Origin of the sequence: Streptomyces sp. NPDC059534 (assembly GCF_042743475.1) — a bacterium.
Lineage (GTDB): Bacteria > Actinomycetota > Actinomycetes > Streptomycetales > Streptomycetaceae > Streptomyces.
This window is the reverse complement of record NZ_JBHWAQ010000033.1, coordinates 26227-41680: the sequence shown is the minus strand read 5'-3', so window position 1 is coordinate 41680 and position 15454 is coordinate 26227. Positions and strand designations below refer to the sequence as shown.

Annotated in this window: 17 protein-coding genes, 1 tRNA gene and 1 riboswitch; of the genes, 4 read left to right on the top strand and 14 right to left on the bottom strand. The window is 71.0% G+C overall.

The features are described 5' to 3' along the window. Positions 1 to 2: 2 nt before the first annotated feature. The 4 genes from ACFVZH_RS31155 to ACFVZH_RS31140 form a co-directional block, all read right to left on the bottom strand. A complete protein-coding gene (locus ACFVZH_RS31155; protein WP_384902531.1) occupies positions 3 to 971 on the bottom strand; it encodes a DUF6339 family protein in 969 nt (322 codons plus the stop codon). After that, positions 968 to 1951, bottom strand: coding sequence for a hypothetical protein (locus tag ACFVZH_RS31150; RefSeq protein ID WP_384902529.1), 984 nt, complete (start codon positions 1949 to 1951; stop codon positions 968 to 970). The genes ACFVZH_RS31155 and ACFVZH_RS31150 overlap by 4 nt, the downstream gene beginning before the upstream one ends. Further along, positions 1948 to 4050 (bottom strand): helix-turn-helix transcriptional regulator, encoded by a 2103-nt coding sequence (locus tag ACFVZH_RS31145; protein ID WP_384902527.1) that lies wholly within the window; start codon positions 4048 to 4050, stop codon positions 1948 to 1950. Before ACFVZH_RS31145 ends, ACFVZH_RS31150 begins: the two co-directional genes overlap by 4 nt. A gap of 112 nt (positions 4051 to 4162) precedes the next feature. Then, complete coding sequence (locus tag ACFVZH_RS31140; protein WP_384902526.1) at positions 4163 to 4630, bottom strand: very short patch repair endonuclease; 468 nt, start codon at positions 4628 to 4630, stop codon at positions 4163 to 4165. A 102-nt stretch (positions 4631 to 4732) separates the two neighbouring features. On the opposite strand from ACFVZH_RS31140, the gene ACFVZH_RS31135 reads away from it, so the two are divergent. After that, complete coding sequence (locus ACFVZH_RS31135) at positions 4733 to 5035, top strand: hypothetical protein (protein ID WP_384902524.1); 303 nt, start codon at positions 4733 to 4735, stop codon at positions 5033 to 5035. A 34-nt stretch (positions 5036 to 5069) separates the two neighbouring features. On the opposite strand, the gene ACFVZH_RS31130 is transcribed toward ACFVZH_RS31135, so the two are convergent. From ACFVZH_RS31130 to ACFVZH_RS31115, 4 genes are all read right to left on the bottom strand, one after another. Then, positions 5070 to 6281 carry a DUF445 domain-containing protein gene (locus ACFVZH_RS31130; RefSeq protein WP_384902521.1) on the bottom strand — a complete coding sequence of 404 codons (1212 nt, stop codon included), beginning with the start codon at positions 6279 to 6281 and terminating at the stop codon, positions 5070 to 5072. Between the two features lie 70 nt (positions 6282 to 6351). Then, positions 6352 to 7332: an ATP-binding cassette domain-containing protein gene (locus ACFVZH_RS31125; protein WP_384902519.1), complete on the bottom strand. Its 981-nt coding sequence runs from the start codon at positions 7330 to 7332 to the stop codon at positions 6352 to 6354. A gap of 12 nt (positions 7333 to 7344) precedes the next feature. After that, on the bottom strand, positions 7345 to 8121 hold the full coding sequence (locus ACFVZH_RS31120) for an ABC transporter permease (RefSeq protein ID WP_384902595.1): 777 nt from the start codon (positions 8119 to 8121) through the stop codon (positions 7345 to 7347). A 154-nt stretch (positions 8122 to 8275) separates the two neighbouring features. After that, positions 8276 to 9076 (bottom strand): ABC transporter permease, encoded by an 801-nt coding sequence (locus tag ACFVZH_RS31115; protein WP_384902593.1) that lies wholly within the window; start codon positions 9074 to 9076, stop codon positions 8276 to 8278. Positions 9077 to 9226: 150 nt separating this feature from the next. Here ACFVZH_RS31115 and ACFVZH_RS31110 point away from each other — a divergent pair, with 150 nt between their 5' ends. Beyond that, the gene (locus tag ACFVZH_RS31110; RefSeq protein WP_384902517.1) at positions 9227 to 11419 is read left to right on the top strand and encodes a transglycosylase domain-containing protein; all 2193 of its coding nucleotides are present in this window, start codon (positions 9227 to 9229) and stop codon (positions 11417 to 11419) included. Here the strand turns inward: ACFVZH_RS31110 and ACFVZH_RS31105 are convergent. The 3 genes from ACFVZH_RS31105 to ACFVZH_RS31095 all read right to left on the bottom strand — a co-directional run bounded on the left by ACFVZH_RS31105 (position 11413) and on the right by ACFVZH_RS31095 (position 12593). Further along, on the bottom strand, positions 11413 to 11733 hold the full coding sequence (locus ACFVZH_RS31105; RefSeq protein WP_093800677.1) for a multidrug efflux SMR transporter: 321 nt from the start codon (positions 11731 to 11733) through the stop codon (positions 11413 to 11415). The two genes, ACFVZH_RS31110 and ACFVZH_RS31105, sit on opposite strands and share 7 nt — an antisense overlap. Before the next feature lie 33 nt (positions 11734 to 11766). Next, a riboswitch (guanidine-III (ykkC-III) riboswitch) is annotated at positions 11767 to 11835 on the bottom strand. 52 nt (positions 11836 to 11887) lie between these two features. Further along, positions 11888 to 12226: a co-chaperone GroES gene (locus ACFVZH_RS31100; protein WP_017237090.1), complete on the bottom strand. Its 339-nt coding sequence runs from the start codon at positions 12224 to 12226 to the stop codon at positions 11888 to 11890. 46 nt (positions 12227 to 12272) lie between these two features. Next, complete coding sequence (locus ACFVZH_RS31095; RefSeq protein ID WP_384902515.1) at positions 12273 to 12593, bottom strand: DUF3618 domain-containing protein; 321 nt, start codon at positions 12591 to 12593, stop codon at positions 12273 to 12275. 126 nt (positions 12594 to 12719) lie between these two features. Here ACFVZH_RS31095 and bcp point away from each other — a divergent pair, with 126 nt between their 5' ends. Beyond that, positions 12720 to 13187, top strand: a complete 468-nt coding sequence (bcp, locus tag ACFVZH_RS31090; protein ID WP_384902514.1) for a thioredoxin-dependent thiol peroxidase — start codon at positions 12720 to 12722, stop codon at positions 13185 to 13187. A 193-nt stretch (positions 13188 to 13380) separates the two neighbouring features. Further along, positions 13381 to 13467: transfer RNA gene (locus tag ACFVZH_RS31085), tRNA-Leu, on the top strand. A gap of 53 nt (positions 13468 to 13520) precedes the next feature. On the opposite strand, the gene rdgB is transcribed toward ACFVZH_RS31085, so the two are convergent. The 3 genes from rdgB to rph all read right to left on the bottom strand — a co-directional run bounded on the left by rdgB (position 13521) and on the right by rph (position 15389). Next, on the bottom strand, positions 13521 to 14123 hold the full coding sequence (gene rdgB, locus ACFVZH_RS31080) for an RdgB/HAM1 family non-canonical purine NTP pyrophosphatase (protein WP_384902512.1): 603 nt from the start codon (positions 14121 to 14123) through the stop codon (positions 13521 to 13523). A gap of 56 nt (positions 14124 to 14179) precedes the next feature. Then, complete coding sequence (locus ACFVZH_RS31075; protein ID WP_384902510.1) at positions 14180 to 14560, bottom strand: hypothetical protein; 381 nt, start codon at positions 14558 to 14560, stop codon at positions 14180 to 14182. 97 nt (positions 14561 to 14657) lie between these two features. Further along, positions 14658 to 15389, bottom strand: coding sequence for a ribonuclease PH (rph, locus tag ACFVZH_RS31070; protein ID WP_384902508.1), 732 nt, complete (start codon positions 15387 to 15389; stop codon positions 14658 to 14660). Positions 15390 to 15454: the final 65 nt, after the last annotated feature.

Genomic DNA, 15454 nt, shown 5'->3' with positions numbered 1-15454 from the left:
GGTCAGACGAAGTCGGAGGGCTTCGACAGCACCACCCCGGGGGCCCGGGGAGCAGGAACGGACACGTCCGCTTGCCTGTCCTCCCCGGCGGAAGTCCTCTTTCGGAGCGGTGCCTCGACCCGCAGCTTCTCGAAGAGCGGGATCAACGCGTCGACGGCGTCCGGCTTGACGCGTCCGTCGGAGGGGCCTTCCGGCAGTCGCTCCCAGCCGACCACCGCACCGGAACCCGCATCGATCCATTCGAGCAACTCGTCCGCGTCGGGATCGACGTCCCGTGCCATCACGTCGTAGACGAGGGTGCTGCCGGCCGCGTTCACGGCGGCGGAGAAGGCGTTGACATGGTCGCCGGGACGAGGGACTCCGGCGTCGAGGAAGCCGCCGATGACGCGGATCATCGCCTGGGCGGTGGGACGGTGATCGATGACGTCCAGGCGCAGCGTGGTGTTGAGGACGTCCTGGTTCCGACAGGCGGTGACGACCGGGGCGTAGTCGTCGCCGTCGCGGAAGAGTTCCGCCGCCCACCAGAGCCGGGAGAACGACTGGGTGTAGTGGGGACCGCTGAAGCGGGCGGCGGTGGCGATGCCGCGGCCGTCGGCGGTGTCGGGGCCCCTGTGGCGCCAGACGACGTAGTCGGGGGCGACGACCATGGCCAGGTGGTTCCAGAGACGACTGTCCGCGGCCTCGGCACGGGTCAGCCGGAGGGTCGCGTGCAGACGGGGAGCGAGCCAGCCGTCGGCGGCGCTTCGATCGTCGGCGAAGCGCCGCATCGCCTCGTCGAGGAGTTCGCGGACCGGTGCGGTCCGGCGACGTTCTGCGGTTCGAGGGTCGTACGCGACGCAGGCACGGGTCAGTGCCACCTGCGGAGGAAGCTCCAGGCCGGACTGAATGCCGCGGCCGAGGTACTTGGTGACGGCTGCGTCGGGCAACAGCGCGAACACCGCCGGCGGGTCGGCGGGGGCAAGGACGCTCATCGACTGCCGCTCCTCTCCGCGGCGTCGACGGATCGCACCGCGTTGGTCAGCCTCTTCGTGATCTGGCTTCTCCTGCCGGCCGCGTACTGCACGGCCGTCTGAAGCTCGGCCCAGCCGAACCCCTTGGTGCGACGCTCCTCGATGTCGTACAGGGCGTCGGTGAGCTGCCGGCCGGGCAGCACGTCGGGCAACATCATCCGAAGGACGGACTCACGCCAGCCCGTCGGCATGAGGGGAGTTCCGTCCTCGTCGACGTCGAGGGCGCTGACGGCCGTGTGGAACATGGCCGTCCAGGCGTCCTGGGCGATCTGGCTGGAGGTCACGTCGCGCAGGAGCTTCTCGGCCGGGCCGCCCCCGCTGCCGCCGAGCATGTCGACGAGGCCGTCGACGGATCCGGTGTTGAGATAGACGGTGGGCACCTCTCCGGTGGTGTCCACGATCCAGGGCGAGTCCTTGTACGGACGAAGCCACTGCTCGGGTCCTTCGCGGAAGTCCGCCTCGACGATCTCGATCTCGCGTCGGCGTACGGGAGTCGTTCCCTTGAGGTCGACGTACCAGTCCTCCGCCGTCGCGCCGATGGCCCTTCCTGCGACCCCGTCGCAGGTCGCCACGACCGTCAGGCCGAGCATCGCGCGATCGAGGTGTCGGCTCCGGTGCAGGTCGATGCCGCCGCCCCACGTCCCGTCGGCTGCCCGCTCCAGGCGCGCGGTCGTGCGGGCGTTCGTCGCCTTCTCCGTGAGTGCTGCCAGACAGACGACGTCCGTCCACCGCCCGTCGGCGATCTCCGGCTCGGGGAGCGTGGCCTGGAGCCGCAGTGTGCAGTGCTCCCAGTTCTCCCTGCCGGAGCGGTGGAGGGCCACGGTCCGTTCGGACTTGGACACGTGCGAGTACGGGAGTGAGGACGTCCCGTCGACGGTGATCGAGAGGACGTCCAGATCGACGTCGCCGAAGAGGGTCGGGTAGGGGTAGACGGACTTCATGCCGCTCCTCCGCGGGCCTTCTGGACATCGACGACGAGTCGTGCGAGAGCGCCCTGAACGGGGTGGGTGGCGGGGTCGGTGACGCCGGTGAACACGGCCGTCCGGACACCGGGGGCGACGACGAGGTTGCCGTTCTCCACTCGGCAGTCGTCCGAGGCGGCGAGCACGGCCCAGCCGACGGCAGGACGGCCACCGGATCGTACGTCGAACTTGGCCACGGGGGTCAGAACCCACGGGTCCTCGGCATCGGGCAGCTTGAGGCCGACCGTGACGTTCCAGGCGCCGCTGTCGTCGACGCGGGCCTCCACGTTGCGGACGACGGGGAAGCCCTGCGTCCGCTTGCCGCCGCCGGTACCGGCACCGCCGTCCAGCCTGAGCAGCTCGCGCAGTGCGGCCGGCCCCTCCGAACGAGCGCTCTCCCGCCGTCCGACCAGGCTCCGCACGGCCTTGTCGATCTCGGCCCGGAATTCCTTGAGACGAGTGAGAGCGCCGCGCTCGTAGAGCGAGGTGAGCTCCTCCGTACGGTCCCAGCGGTCGTGCTCCGGCGGCTCGGAAGCCCGCAGGAAGGCTTCCGCGAGTTCGACGTCCTCGCCTTCCCGCCCGGTCGCGAAGCCGGCGAGCAGCACGGCCTGAAAGGGGGCCGTACCGAGGGGCAGCTCGCGGGGGCGCTGCTCGGTGACGGTCATCCGGTTGCCGCGCATGCAGACGACCCGACTGTGCCGCTCGTCGCGATCCGCGGCCGAGGTCAGCAGGAGGACCGCGCGATGTTCCCGTCCCTTGTCCCGGGCACGGCCCCGGCCCTTCAGCGGAGAGACGACGAGCGGGACCTCGACGAGCGCGACCTGATCGCCGGCGGTCAGTTCGGGGACCGTCTCCCCGTCGAGGTAGGTCTGCAGGGCACGTCCGAGAGCCGGATGGTGCGCGTGCGGGTCGACGCGCTCCTCGGAGACCAGGACACGCCCGTTGCGGAGGGTGGTGACACTGGCCTCCATCAATGCTCCGGCCGTCCTGCCCCCGATCATGGTCGCCCAGAACCCGTCGGCGAGGGAGCGCACGAGCTTGTCGTGCATTTCCTGGAGGGTCTCGGCGTCGCCGGAGGCATCGTGCGCGCCGACGATGAGGAAGGAAGTACCCGGGTCTGAGCTCGACCGGTCGAGATGGAGGGAACGCACCTCGTCCTCGTCCGCCCACCAGGATCGGGACACGCCCTTGTGGACGGGCCCCGGCTCCGTCTCGCCGAACCACGCGGGACCGGCGTACGCCTCGCCTTCGAGCTCGTGCCAGGGCAGGTCGAGCCGACCGACGACACGACGCTCGACACGCCCCTCGTGGGATGCCGAGAGGGTGGAGTTGACGAGAACGAGTCCCAGCCGACTGGTGGCCCAGAGAGTGGCCTTGCCCAGTCCGTAGGAGCCACCGGCCCGCCCTCCCGCCTGCTTGTGGCTGTCGAGCTGGCGACGGACCACGGCGGCGTAGCGGCCGTCCTCGTACTCCGGGCCGGTGAGACCGGCGGCGTTGTAGTCCTCGACACGGAGCAGCAGCAGCGAGCGCCCCTCGTCGAGGTCGTCGAGCGCGGCGCGGAGACTGCGGGAGACCTTCTGCCCGCCGACGGCCGCCGCCTCGTAATGAGGACGAAGTTCTTCCCACCGCGCCGCCGAGAGAAAGGCGTCGAGGTGCTCGCCGGTGATCTCGTGCAGCACGTAGCGGACACGGACCGGCGCAGTGGAGTCGTGGCGCTCGTCGAGCGAGTTCTGGGTCGCCTCACGAGCGAGGACGGACAGATCGGCGTCGAAGGCGAAAGCCGCGGCGTTGCCGTACTCACGCCCGCCGTCGGCATGGGCCGGTCGATGGTGCCACTGGCGAGGGCGTGCCGAAGCGATGTCGGTCGTCCGGTCGTGAACCGAGGCGGGATCGATCCCGAACACGGCGGCGATGGCCCGCTTGGTCTCGTCGCGGGGCTCGGCACGACCGTTGATCCACGCGGAGACGGCCGCTCGGGTGAGATCGAGGCGCTGAGCGAGGTCGGCCTGCTTCATGTCGGCCCTTGCGAGCTGGCGTTCCAGCCAGGGACCGAACTCTTCGGCTTGTCGTTCCGTCATGTGCATCCCCCGAGCCCTGATCGCCGCGCTGCGGTGCCCGCACCGCGCGCCGCTCACGCCACACGCACCCGCCGGAAAGGCTACCACCGGCTATTTGACAGCTTGCAGTCTGTCAATTCTCGCTAAGCGGGGGCTTTTTCGCAGCCTTCGGCCGACCCTGCAGGAGCGCTCGCCGCTCCGCGACGATCGCAGCCACTCGCGGGGCGGCCTCGTTCGGGCTCTCGTGCTCCCAGACCCGTACGGACACCCACCCCGCTTCCTTCAATCGCGCATCGGTGTTCGCATCCCGTGCCCGGTTCTTCTCGATCTTCTCCCGCCAGAACTCGGAGTTCCTCTTCGGCCACGTCGCATGCTCCGGACAGCCGTGCCAGAAGCAGCCGTCGACGAAGACGGCCACCCTGGCCGGCCCGAAGACGATGTCCGCCTCTCGGCGAAGCCCCTTCACCGGCCGCCGATGGACCCGATAGCGGAGCCCGGCGGAGTGCAGCGCGCTGCGCAGCGCCTTCTCCACACCGGTATCCCGGCTGCGCTGTCTGCTCATCCGCGAGCTCGTGACCGGATTCGTCTCCAGGACCCTCATGGCGGTCATTGTGACGCGCACAGCCGACTGGAGCCTCACAGGGCGTCGATTCGCCGTGCCCTAGGCTCGAAGAATCGACCTGTCGACCCGAAAGGCCCCACCATGCCCCGTATCCCCTCCCCCGCCATAGCCGCCGTCGGACTCGTCGGGGGGTATGCCGTGGCGCGGTGGACGAAGAAGCGGCCCCTGGGTGGGGTTGTGTTGGCTGCGGCCGGTGGGGTGGCTGTGAGGGAGTGGCGGGAGGTGGGTGGGGTGAAGGTGGCTGCCGGGCTCGGGGTCGCGTATGTCGGGGCCTTTGCCGGGTCCCATCCGCTGGCGAAGAGGATCGGGGCCTGGCCGGCGGTGTTCTCCGTCGCCGGTGGCATGGCCGTCGCCTCGTGGGTCGTGACCCGCGGGAAGGGCTGACGCCGGGGCCGGGGGGCCTGCTCGGGCTGCGGTGTCAGGCTCCGGCCGCTTGGCTGAGGGTGTGGATGAGGAGGCCGGCGAGGGCGCCGACGACGGTGCCGTTGATGCGGATGAACTGGAGGTCGCGGCCGATGTTGGCCTCGATCTTGCGGGAGGTCTGGGTGGCGTCCCAGCCGGCGACGGTGTCGGTGATGAGGGAGGTGATCTCGTGGCGGTAGGTGGTGACGAGGTAGGCGGCGGCGTCTTCGGCCCAGCCGTCGACCTTGGACTGGAGGCGGGTGTCCGTCGCGAGGCGGTTGCCGAGGGAGATGAGGGAGGCGCGGGCGCGGAGGCGGAGTTGGCTGCGGTCGTCCTCGGCGGCGGCGATGATCAGTGAGCGGACCGAGGACCAGGCCGAGGTGATGATGTCCTGGACTTCGGGGCGGGCGAGCAGGTCGGACTTGAGGCGTTCGATGCGGGCGCGGGTGTCGGTGTCGGCCTGGAGGTCGGCGGCGAAGTCGGTGAGGAAGCGGTCGATCGCGCCGCGGGCGGGGTGGCCGGGCATGTCGCGCATCTCGGTGACGAAGCGGAGCAGCTCCTTGTAGACGCGTTCGCCGATGCGGCGGTCGACGAAGCGGGGGGTCCAGCCGGGGGCGCCGCCCTGGACGGCGTCCATGACGGAGTCGCCGTGGGTGACGAGCCAGTCGTGGGCGCGGGTGCAGACGAGGTCGACGGCCCGGTGGTGGGCTCCGTCGGCGACGATCTTCTCCAGGGTCTTGCCGAGGCCGGGGGCGATCTCGGCGGCTTCGGCGCGGCGGGTGATGGCCTCGCCGACGACCGCCTGGACGTCGGAGTCGCGCAGGACGGTGAGCGCGCCGCGCAGGGCGGTGGAGAGTTCGGCCGTGACGCGGTCGGCGTGGGCCGGGTCGGCGAGCCAGGCGCCGAGGCGGCGGCCGATGCCGAGGGCGTGCAGCCTGCCGCGTACGACGTCCGCCGAGAGGAAGTTCTCGCCGACGAAGGAGCCGAGCGAGGCGCCCAGCTGGTCCTTCTTCGTCGGGATGATGGCGGTGTGCGGGATGGGGAGGCCCAGCGGCCGCCGGAAGAGCGCCGTGACGGCGAACCAGTCGGCGAGCGCGCCGACCATGCCGGCCTCCGCCGCCGCGGCGACGTAGCCCGCCCAGGCGCCCCAGCCCGCGTGGTGGCCCCAGGTCATGACCGCGTAGACCGCGGCCACCGCCACGAGCAGGGACGTCGCCAGCGTTTTCATGCGCCGGACGCCTCTGCTCTTCTCCTCGTCCGCCGCTGTGTACGAGAAACTCACCAATGCACTCGACCTCCTACATCAGGGACTCCCGGCGCTCGTCCCGAGTTCCCCCGTACATCTTCGCGATCACCGCCTCGATGTCCGGCTCCCGCACCGAGAGGTCCAGGAGGGGATACCTGGCCGCCACCGTCGCGACGAGGGGGGCCGCCGAGGCCGTCGCCGGGAAGGCGAGCCACTGGCGGGGGCCTTCCGACCGTACGAAGCGGGCGCCGGGCACGTCGGTGATCGGGGGCAGCTCGCGTTCCAGGTCGACGACGAGGAGCCGTTCGCTCTCGCCGACGGCGTGCAGGCCGGCGAGTTCCCCGTCGTACATGAGGCGCCCGTGGTCGATGACCATGACCCGGGAGCAGAGCTGCTCGATGTCCGTGAGGTCGTGGGTGGTGAGCAGGACCGTGGTGCCGCGGGTGGTGTTCAGTTCGCGCAGGAAGTCCCGTACCCGTGCCTTCGAGACGACGTCGAGGCCGATCGTCGGCTCGTCGAGGTACAGGACCTCGGGGTCGTGGAGGAGGGCCGCCGCGATGTCGCCGCGCATGCGCTGGCCGAGGGAGAGCTGGCGGACCGGGACGTCGAGCAGCTCTCCCAGGTCGAGGAGGTCGACGCAGCGGTCGAGGTTCTCGCGGAAGCGGGCGTCGGGGACGCGGTACATGCGGTGCACGAGCCGGTAGGAGTCCTTCAGCGGCAGGTCCCACCAGAGGGTGGTGCGCTGGCCGAAGACCACCCCTATCCGCTGGGCGAGCCGGGTGCGCTCGCGCGCCGGGTCGATGCCGGCGACCCGCAGGCGGCCGCCGGTCGGGGTGAGGATGCCGGTGAGCATCTTGATCGTGGTCGACTTCCCGGCGCCGTTCGGTCCGATGTAGCCGACCATCTCGCCGCGCTCCACGCCGAAGCCGATGCCGTCGACGGCCCGGACCTCCCGCTTCTCCCGGCGGAACAGGCCGGCTTTGCGGCGGACGGTGAAGGTCTTCTCGACCCCGTCCAACTCGATGAAGGGCATGGGTCCGGGACCTCAGCTTCCTGTCGATCGGTACGAGCGGATTCCGGCGCGCCAGGCGAGGCCGGCGACCGCGCAGCAGACGGCCGCGACCAGCGGCGACGCGAACGCGGCCGCGTCCGGGACGCCGTCCGGGGCGGGCCGGCCCAGGATGTGGAGGGCGGGCAGCCAGTTCACGAACGCCAGCGGTACGACGTACACGACGCCCCGCACCAGCTCCTGCGCGAAGATCGTCGGCGGGTACTGGAGGAGGGTGTTCCCGCCGTACGTGAACGAGTTCGTCACCTCCGCCGCGTCCTGCATCCAGAAGAGCGCCGACGCGCCGAGGACCATGACGGCGGCGAAGATGACCGCGCCGCACACCACGGTGACCGGCAGCAGGACGGCCTTCAGCGGCGTCCAGGCCACGTCGAGCAGGAGCAGGCTCCAGACCAGGACGAGCAGCCCCTGGGCGACCCGGCCGAACCGCCGCAGCGCGAACTTGTCCGCCGCCACCTGGGCGAGCAGCGGGGCGGGGCGCATGAGGAAGGTGTCGAGCGAGCCGTCCCTGACCCGCTTGCCCATCCGCTGGATCGAGCCCATCGTCAGGTCCGCGATGCCGAAGGACGTGCCGGTCAGCCCGTACAGGAGGGCGACCTCGGCGAAGGAGAACCCGCCGAGGCCCTTCACCTGACCGAACATCAGCAGGATGACGACGAAGTCGAAGAAGGTGACGCAGAAGCTGGTGAAGACCGTCAGGGCGAAGGACAGGCGGTAGGTCATCGTCGAGCGGATCCACATCCCCGCCACCATGCGGTACGTGCTCCAGGAGCCGGCCGGCGGCCCGTGGGTCCCCGGGTCGTGGATCCCCGGCCTGTAGGCCCCCGGACCGTACGTCCCCACCCCTGTCGACCCCGCCCCGACCGCCCCCGGCCCGTACGTCTCCTGGCCGTACGTCCCTTCGTGTTCAGCCACCCTGGACCACCACCTTGCGTGTCGCGGCGGCCTGGGCGAGCCGGCCGGTGCCGAGGAGGACCAGGGCCCAGGAGAGCTGGAAGGCGTACGCGCCGGCCAGTTCCCAGCCCTGGTAGGTGCCGAGGTAGACGTCGGCGGGCACCTGGAGGAGGGAGGCCCAGGGGAGCATCCGGGCGACCTCGCCGAGGGTGCCGGGGAAGACGTTCAGCGGGAGCAGCATGCCGGAGAAGAACAGGCCGCCCAGCCAGGCCACCTGGACGACGCCCTGGCCGTCGAGCAGCCAGAAGGCGCTCATCGCGACGGCGTACCAGAGGGCGAAGCCGACCACCGAGCCGAGCGCCACGGCGAGGAGGAAGGCCGGCCAGGTCCCGGGGCCGGACGGCAGGGTGAAGCCGAAGACGAGGAAGCCGATCGTCATCGGGACGATGCCGCGGCCGAGGAGCTGGTAGGCGGACCGGCCCGCGTTGGCCGAGAACCACCAGGTCTGGAGGTCGGCCGGGCGGTACAGGTCGACGGCGATGTCGCCGGTCCTGATCCGCTCGATCAGCTCGTCCTCGAAGCCGCCGCCCATCAGGCCGCAGACGGTGATCAGCGCCTGGCCGATCCACACATAGGCGAGGGCGTCGTCCATCGTGTAGCCGCCGAGGTGCGGCCGTTCGTCCCAGAGGGCGATGTAGGTGTACGACAGGATGAGGCCGAAGACGCTGTTGGTGAACACCCCGGCCACCGTCGCCACCCGATAGGTGGCATGGCGTCGGAAGCCACCCGCGGCCACCGTCGCGTACAGCCGCAGCATGGAGTTCCCTTTCCGGTACGAATCACGGCGAAGCGCACGACCCTAGTGGGCCGCGCCCTGTCACCGCGACCGGATTTTCCGCCGGATTCGGGGCACACTCGGGTCGCGTTCGGGACTTTCATCACCTTCCGTGCAGTATGTGATGCCATGTCCCCTTCCTCCGGTACGCGTGACGATCCGAGCGACACCCCCCGGCCATCCCGAGCGGACCGGGAAGCAGGCTGGGAACCGAGGGACCCCACCCTCCCCTCCCCGCGGCCGGACGCGCGGCCCGGGAGGCGCCCCCGCCGACCCCGCCGCCTCCGCCGCGCCCTGAAGACGCTGCTCGGGCTGTTCCTCCTCGGCACGCTGCTGCTCGCCGGCGCCTTCGCCGCCGGCTACCTCCTGGTGGGGATCCCGCCCGCCAACGCCGCCGCCGTCGCCCAGTCCAACGTCTACCTCTACCGCGACGGCAGCCCCCTCGCCCGCGACGGCGAGGTCAACCGGGAGAACGTCCGCCTCGACCAGGTCCCGCTCACCGTCCGGCAGGCCGTCCTCGCCGCCGAGGACCGCGACTTCCACACCTCACGGGCCGTCGACCCCAAGGCCATGGTCCGCGCCGCCTGGAACACGGTGACCGGAAAAGGCCGCCAGTCCGGCTCCACCATCACCCAGCAGTACGTGAAGAACTACTACCTCGGCCAGGAGCAGACCCTCACCCGCAAGGCCAAGGAGTTCTTCATCGCGATCAAGCTCGGCCGCGAGAAGAGCAAGGAGGAGATCCTCCAGGGCTACCTCAACACCAGCTACTTCGGCCGGAACGCGTACGGCGTCCAGGCCGCCGCCCGCGCCTACTACGGCAAGGACGTCGAGCACCTCGACACCGCCGAAGGCGCCTACCTCGCCTCCCTCCTCAAGGCCCCCAGCGCCTACGACGTCACCACCCACCCCGAGAACCACGCCACGGCCGTCGCCCGCTGGAACTACGTCCTCGACGGCATGGTCACCGAGGGCTGGCTGACCCCCGCCGCCCGCGCCGCCGCACGCTTCCCCGCCCCCCAGACCGCGCGGCCCGCCACCGCCCTCGCCGGCCAGCGGGGCTACCTCGTCCAGGCCGTCGAGGAGTACCTGACCGGCCACGGGATCGTCGACGAGAAGACCCTCGCCGGCGGCGGCTTCCGCATCACCACCACCCTGGAACCCGACAAGCAGGACGCCCTCGTGCAGGCCGTCGAGGACCAGGTCCAGTCCCGGCTCGACCCGGCCCGCGCCCCCGCCGACCGCTACGTCCGCGTCGGAGCCGCGGCCGTCGACCCCGCCACCGGCAAGGTCCTCGCCCTGTACGGCGGCATCGACTACACCCAGCAGTACGTCAACAACGCCACCCGCCGCGACTACCAGGTCGGCTCCACCTTCAAGCCCTTCGTCTTCACGGCGGCCGTCCAGAGCGGAGCCCAGACCCAGCAGGGCCTGCCCATCACCCCGTACACCCTGTACGACGGCACCAACCGGCGCCCCGTGGAAGGCTGGAACGGCAGCCTGTACGACCCGGCCAACGAGGACGAGGCCAGCTACGGCGAGATCCCCGTCGGCGCCGCCACCGACCTGTCCGTGAACGCCGTGTACGCCCAGATGGCGGTGGACGTCGGCCCCGCGCACGTCCGGCGGACCGCGATCGCCCTCGGCGTACCCCGCTCCACACCCGACCTCACCGCCTCCCCGTCCATCGCCCTCGGCCCCGCCACCGCCAGCGTCCTCGACATGGCGGCGGCGTACGCCACCCTCGCCGCGCACGGCCGGCACGGCACGTACACGCTCGTCGACGCCGTCACCCGCGGCGGCCGGGAGATCGCCCTGCCCGGCGCCGCCGCCGCCCGGCAGGCCGTCAGCAGGGAGGCCGCCGACACCACCACGTCGATCCTCCGGAGCGTCGTCGAGACCGGCACCGGCACCGCCGCCCAGGCCGCCGGACGCCCGGCCGCGGGCAAGACCGGCACCGCCGAGGACGACAAGGCCGCGTGGTTCGCCGGCTACACCCCCGAACTCGCCACCGTCGTCGCCCTCATGGGCCAGGATCCCGAATCGGGCCGCCAGGAATCCCTCTACGGAGCCCTCGGCCTGCCCCGCGTCAGCGGCGGCGGACCGCCCGCCGCGATCTGGGGCCAGTTCACCCGGGACGCCCTCGCCGGAACGGCGCCCAGGGACTTCGAACTCCGGCTGATGCCCGGAGCGGAGGAGATGCCGACCGTGCCGCCGGTGCCCGACGGCCCGGAGGAGGAGTACCTGACGGGCGAGGCGGGGCCGCCGGGAGCCGCGTCCCGCGACCCCCGGCCCGCCCGTACCGCCGTCCGGGGTCAGTGACCGGACGTCGCCTTCAGACCCACCACGGCGACGAGCAGCAGACAGACGAAGAAGATCCGGGCGGCGGTCGCCGGCTCGCCGAGCACGACCATGCCGAGCACCGCCGCACCGGCCGCGCCGATACCGACCCACACGCCGTACGCCGTACCGATCGGCAGCGTCTTCGCCGCGTGCGACAGCAGCACCATGGAGGCGACGATCCCGGCGCCGGTGAACACACTGGGCCAGAGACGGGTGAAACCGTCGGTGTACTTCATGCCGATGGACCAGCCGACTTCCAGCAGACCGGCGACGACGAGCAGAACCCAGGCCATGACGGGACACCTCCGCGAGACGGATCAACAAGGGGTGCGTCGTCTTGTCGTCAGCCCGGTACGGCGCGTCTCGTCGGGAGTCTCCAGGCTAGCAAAGAAAGCACAAAGGCCCTGGTGACACCCGTCACCAGGGCCCGCGCGAGGTCCTCGCGCCCTACAGGTAGAGCCCCGTCGAGTCCGTCGCGCCCTGGAAGCGGTCCGCGGCCACCGCGTGCAGGTCCCGCTCCCGCATCAGCACGTACGCCACGCCGCGCACCTCGACCTCGGCACGGTCCTCGGGGTCGTAGAGCACCCGGTCGCCGATCTCGACGGTACGGACGTTCTGACCGACCGCGACCACCTCGGCCCAGGACAGCCGGCGGCCCACCGCGGCGGTCGCCGGAATCAGGATGCCGCCGCCGGACCGCCGCTCGCCCTCCGGGGAGTCGGTGCGGACCAGGACCCGGTCGTGCAGCATCCGGATGGGCAGCTTGTCGTGCGTGTTCTCGCTCACGGCTCGAACCTACCTGCCCGGGCGTGTCGGCCGTAGCCGGAAGAAGTCATCCCCGGCTCTTACGCGAGGACGCCGCGAGCAGCCCCACGACCGCCACCGCCAGCAGCGCCGCCGGAACGACCCGCTCCAGGCGCGGCGCGCCGTCCGCGTGGGTGAAACGTGCCTTCACATCCGACACGACCCGGTTGACGGCGACGAAGGCCCGCCCCGCGGTCTGGTCGACCGTCGAGGCGACCTTGGCCTTCGCGTCCCCGATGATCGTCTTCGGGTGCACCCGAATGCCGATCTCGTCGAGAGTGACGGCGAGCTGCTCGCGCCGGCGGACGATGTCCGCCTCGATCTGCGCAGGGGTCCTGGCGTCCGACACCGCGCTGCCTCCGTAGTCGTGATCCGGTCGTTTCCGGTCAGTCTGTCAGTTCCACCGCCGCGGGGCCGCGCCCGACCCCCATTAGGCTCTGAAACGCGTACGCGAACATTCCGAGGAGAGCCAGCCATGAGCGAGCGACTGCAGCCCGGCGACACCGCCCCCGCCTTCACCCTTCCCGACGCGGACGGCAACGAGGTCTCCCTCGCGGACCACAAGGGCCGCAAGGTCATCGTCTACTTCTACCCCGCCGCCCTCACCCCCGGCTGCACCAAGCAGGCATGCGACTTCACCGACAACCTCGACGTCCTCGCCGCCGCCGGCTACGACGTCATCGGGGTCTCCCCCGACAAGCCGGAGAAGCTCGCGAAGTTCCGCGAGAAGGAGAACCTGAAGGTCACGCTGGTCGGCGACCCGGAGAAGACCACCCTGGAGGCGTACGGCGCCTTCGGCGAGAAGAAGCTCTACGGCAAGACGGTGACCGGCGTCATCCGCTCCACCGTCGTCGTCGACGAGGACGGCAAGGTCGAGCACGCCTTCTACAACGTCAAGGCCACCGGCCACGTCGCCAAGATCATCCGCGACCTCGGCATCTGAGCCCCCACCTCCGCCCGAACGGCCCGCACCCCCGAAAGGGACGGCGCGGGCCGTTCCGCATGCCGGGTACGCCCCGAAGGGTCGTCGCGGGAGAACCTTCGCCGTCCGTGCCCCAACTGCCATGCGGCGACTGACACCTGGTGCGGGCGCAGCCCATCGACGAAGTCCCGCCCGGTACGATGGCAGGCGGCAAGCGGCGGTGGCGCAATGGCGACGCAGCAGACTTAGGATCTGTGGCCCTTGATCGGGCTTGAGGGTTCGAATCCCTTCCGCCGCACCATGAACGGCCTGCGTATCGAAGGATCGATGCGCAGGCCGTTCGCATGCCGGGGGTCAGCCCAGCAGTTGCTTCACGAGGGGGGCCAGGGCGCGGAACGCCTGGCCGCGGTGGCTGATGGCGTTCTTCTGCGCGGGGGTGAGTTCGGCGCAGGTGACGTCGTGGCCGTGGGGCTGGAGGATCGGGTCGTAGCCGAAGCCGTTGGTGCCGGTCGGGGTGTGGCGGAGGGTGCCCGGCATGCGGCCTTCGACGACGCGTTCCGTGCCGTCGGGGAGGGCGAGGGCCGCGGCGCAGGCGAAGTGGGCGGCGCGGTGGGCGTCGTCGATGTCGGAGAGCTGGGCGAGGAGCAGGTCCAGGTTGGCGCGGTCGTCGCCGTGGGTGCCGGACCAGCGGGCGGAGAAGATGCCGGGGGCGCCGCCCAGGACGTCGACGCAGAGGCCGGAGTCGTCGGCGACGGCGGGGAGGCCGGTGGCCTGCGCGAGGGCGTGGGCCTTGAGGAGGGCGTTCTCGGCGAAGGTGACGCCGGTTTCCTTGACGTCGGGGATCTCGGGGTACGCGTCCGCGCCGACGAGTTCGAGGTCGAGGCCCGCGTCGGCGAGGATCGCGTGGAGTTCGGTGATCTTGCCCGCGTTGCGGGTGGCGAGGATCAGACGGGTCATGTCCCCGATTATCCGGGCCGGACGGCGGGGGTCGGCCCGGGGTGGGCCGGGGCGGGTCAGCCCGGGGTGCAGACCTTGGCCACCTCGCCGGCCGCGTCGGTGATCGGCGTGATGTCCGGGGTGGTGTCGCCGTTCTTGACGGCGGTGCGGACGGTGTCGACGCCCTTGGTGAGGTCGTCGACGGCCTTCGAGAGGTCGGCGTTGTCCGTGGTGTTCTTGAGGTTGCCGAGTTCGGTGGAGATCGAGTTGAGGGACTCCTCGATCTGGGTCACGTCGTTCGAGGCGTTGGAGACGGCCTGCTGGAGGTTGGACACCGAGGTGGCTATCGCGTCTGCGGTCTTGACGCAGTCCATGGCGGTGTCGAGGGCTCCGCAGCCACTCAGGACGGTGGTGAGTGCGGCGGCCGTGGCCACGGTGAGTGCGAGACGGCGCTTCAAGGCGGGTCCTCCCCTGTACGGACGGTCGTGCGGGCGCACGGATCGTACCGGGTACGGCTCCGTGCGCCCGTGTTGCCCGTCAGGACGCAGCGAGGCGTCAGAGGGTTCCTTCGAGCGCCTTGCGCTGGATCGCGGCGAGTTCGGTGCAGCCGCCGGAGGCGAGGTCGAGGAGGGCGTTGAGCTCCTTGCGGTCGAAGGGCTCGGCCTCGGCGGTGCCCTGGACCTCGACGAAGCGGCCGTCGCCGGTGCAGACGACGTTCATGTCGGTGTCGGCGCGGACGTCCTCCTCGTAGCAGAGGTCGAGGAGGGGGACGCCGTCGACGATGCCGACGGAGACGGCGCCGACGGTGCCGGTGAGGGGCTGGCGGCCGGCCTTGACGAGCTTCTTGCCCTGGGCCCAGGCGACGGCGTCGGCGAGGGCGACGTAGGCGCCGGTGATGGCGGCGGTGCGGGTGCCGCCGTCGGCCTGGAGGACGTCGCAGTCGAGGACGATCGTGTTCTCGCCGAGGGCCTTGTAGTCGATGACGGCGCGCAGGGAGCGGCCGATGAGGCGGGAGATCTCGTGGGTGCGGCCGCCGATCTTGCCGCGGACGGATTCGCGATCGCCACGGGTGTTGGTGGCCCTCGGGAGCATGGAGTACTCACCGGTGACCCAGCCTTCGCCGCTGCCCTTGCGCCAGCGGGGGACGCCTTCGGTGACGGAGGCGGTGCAGAAGACCTTGGTGTCGCCGAAGGAGATGAGGACGGAGCCCTCGGCGTGCTTGCTCCATCCGCGTTCGATGGTGACGGGGCGGAGCTGTTCGGGGGTACGGCCGTCGATGCGAGACATGGGACGAGCGTAGCGGGACATGACGAAGGGCCCGTTCCCCTGCCGGAACGGGCCCTCGTCAGGAT

Bases quoted from the DNA above. Each gene is read 5' to 3' on its own strand.
- ACFVZH_RS31155 (WP_384902531.1), bottom strand. From the start codon at position 971: ATGAGCGTCCTTGCCCCCGCCGACCCGCCGGCGGTGTTCGCGCTGTTG.
- ACFVZH_RS31150 (WP_384902529.1), bottom strand. From the start codon at position 1,951: ATGAAGTCCGTCTACCCCTACCCGACCCTCTTCGGCGACGTCGATCTG.
- ACFVZH_RS31145 (WP_384902527.1), bottom strand. From the start codon at position 4,050: ATGACGGAACGACAAGCCGAAGAGTTCGGTCCCTGGCTGGAACGCCAG.
- ACFVZH_RS31140 (WP_384902526.1), bottom strand. From the start codon at position 4,630: ATGAGGGTCCTGGAGACGAATCCGGTCACGAGCTCGCGGATGAGCAGA.
- ACFVZH_RS31135 (WP_384902524.1), top strand. From the start codon at position 4,733: ATGCCCCGTATCCCCTCCCCCGCCATAGCCGCCGTCGGACTCGTCGGG.
- ACFVZH_RS31130 (WP_384902521.1), bottom strand. From the start codon at position 6,281: ATGAAAACGCTGGCGACGTCCCTGCTCGTGGCGGTGGCCGCGGTCTAC.
- ACFVZH_RS31125 (WP_384902519.1), bottom strand. From the start codon at position 7,332: ATGCCCTTCATCGAGTTGGACGGGGTCGAGAAGACCTTCACCGTCCGC.
- ACFVZH_RS31120 (WP_384902595.1), bottom strand. From the start codon at position 8,121: ATGGTGGCGGGGATGTGGATCCGCTCGACGATGACCTACCGCCTGTCC.
- ACFVZH_RS31110 (WP_384902517.1), top strand. From the start codon at position 9,227: ATGTCCCCTTCCTCCGGTACGCGTGACGATCCGAGCGACACCCCCCGG.
- ACFVZH_RS31105 (WP_093800677.1), bottom strand. From the start codon at position 11,733: ATGGCCTGGGTTCTGCTCGTCGTCGCCGGTCTGCTGGAAGTCGGCTGG.
- bcp (WP_384902514.1), top strand. From the start codon at position 12,720: ATGAGCGAGCGACTGCAGCCCGGCGACACCGCCCCCGCCTTCACCCTT.
- rdgB (WP_384902512.1), bottom strand. From the start codon at position 14,123: ATGACCCGTCTGATCCTCGCCACCCGCAACGCGGGCAAGATCACCGAA.
- rph (WP_384902508.1), bottom strand. From the start codon at position 15,389: ATGTCTCGCATCGACGGCCGTACCCCCGAACAGCTCCGCCCCGTCACC.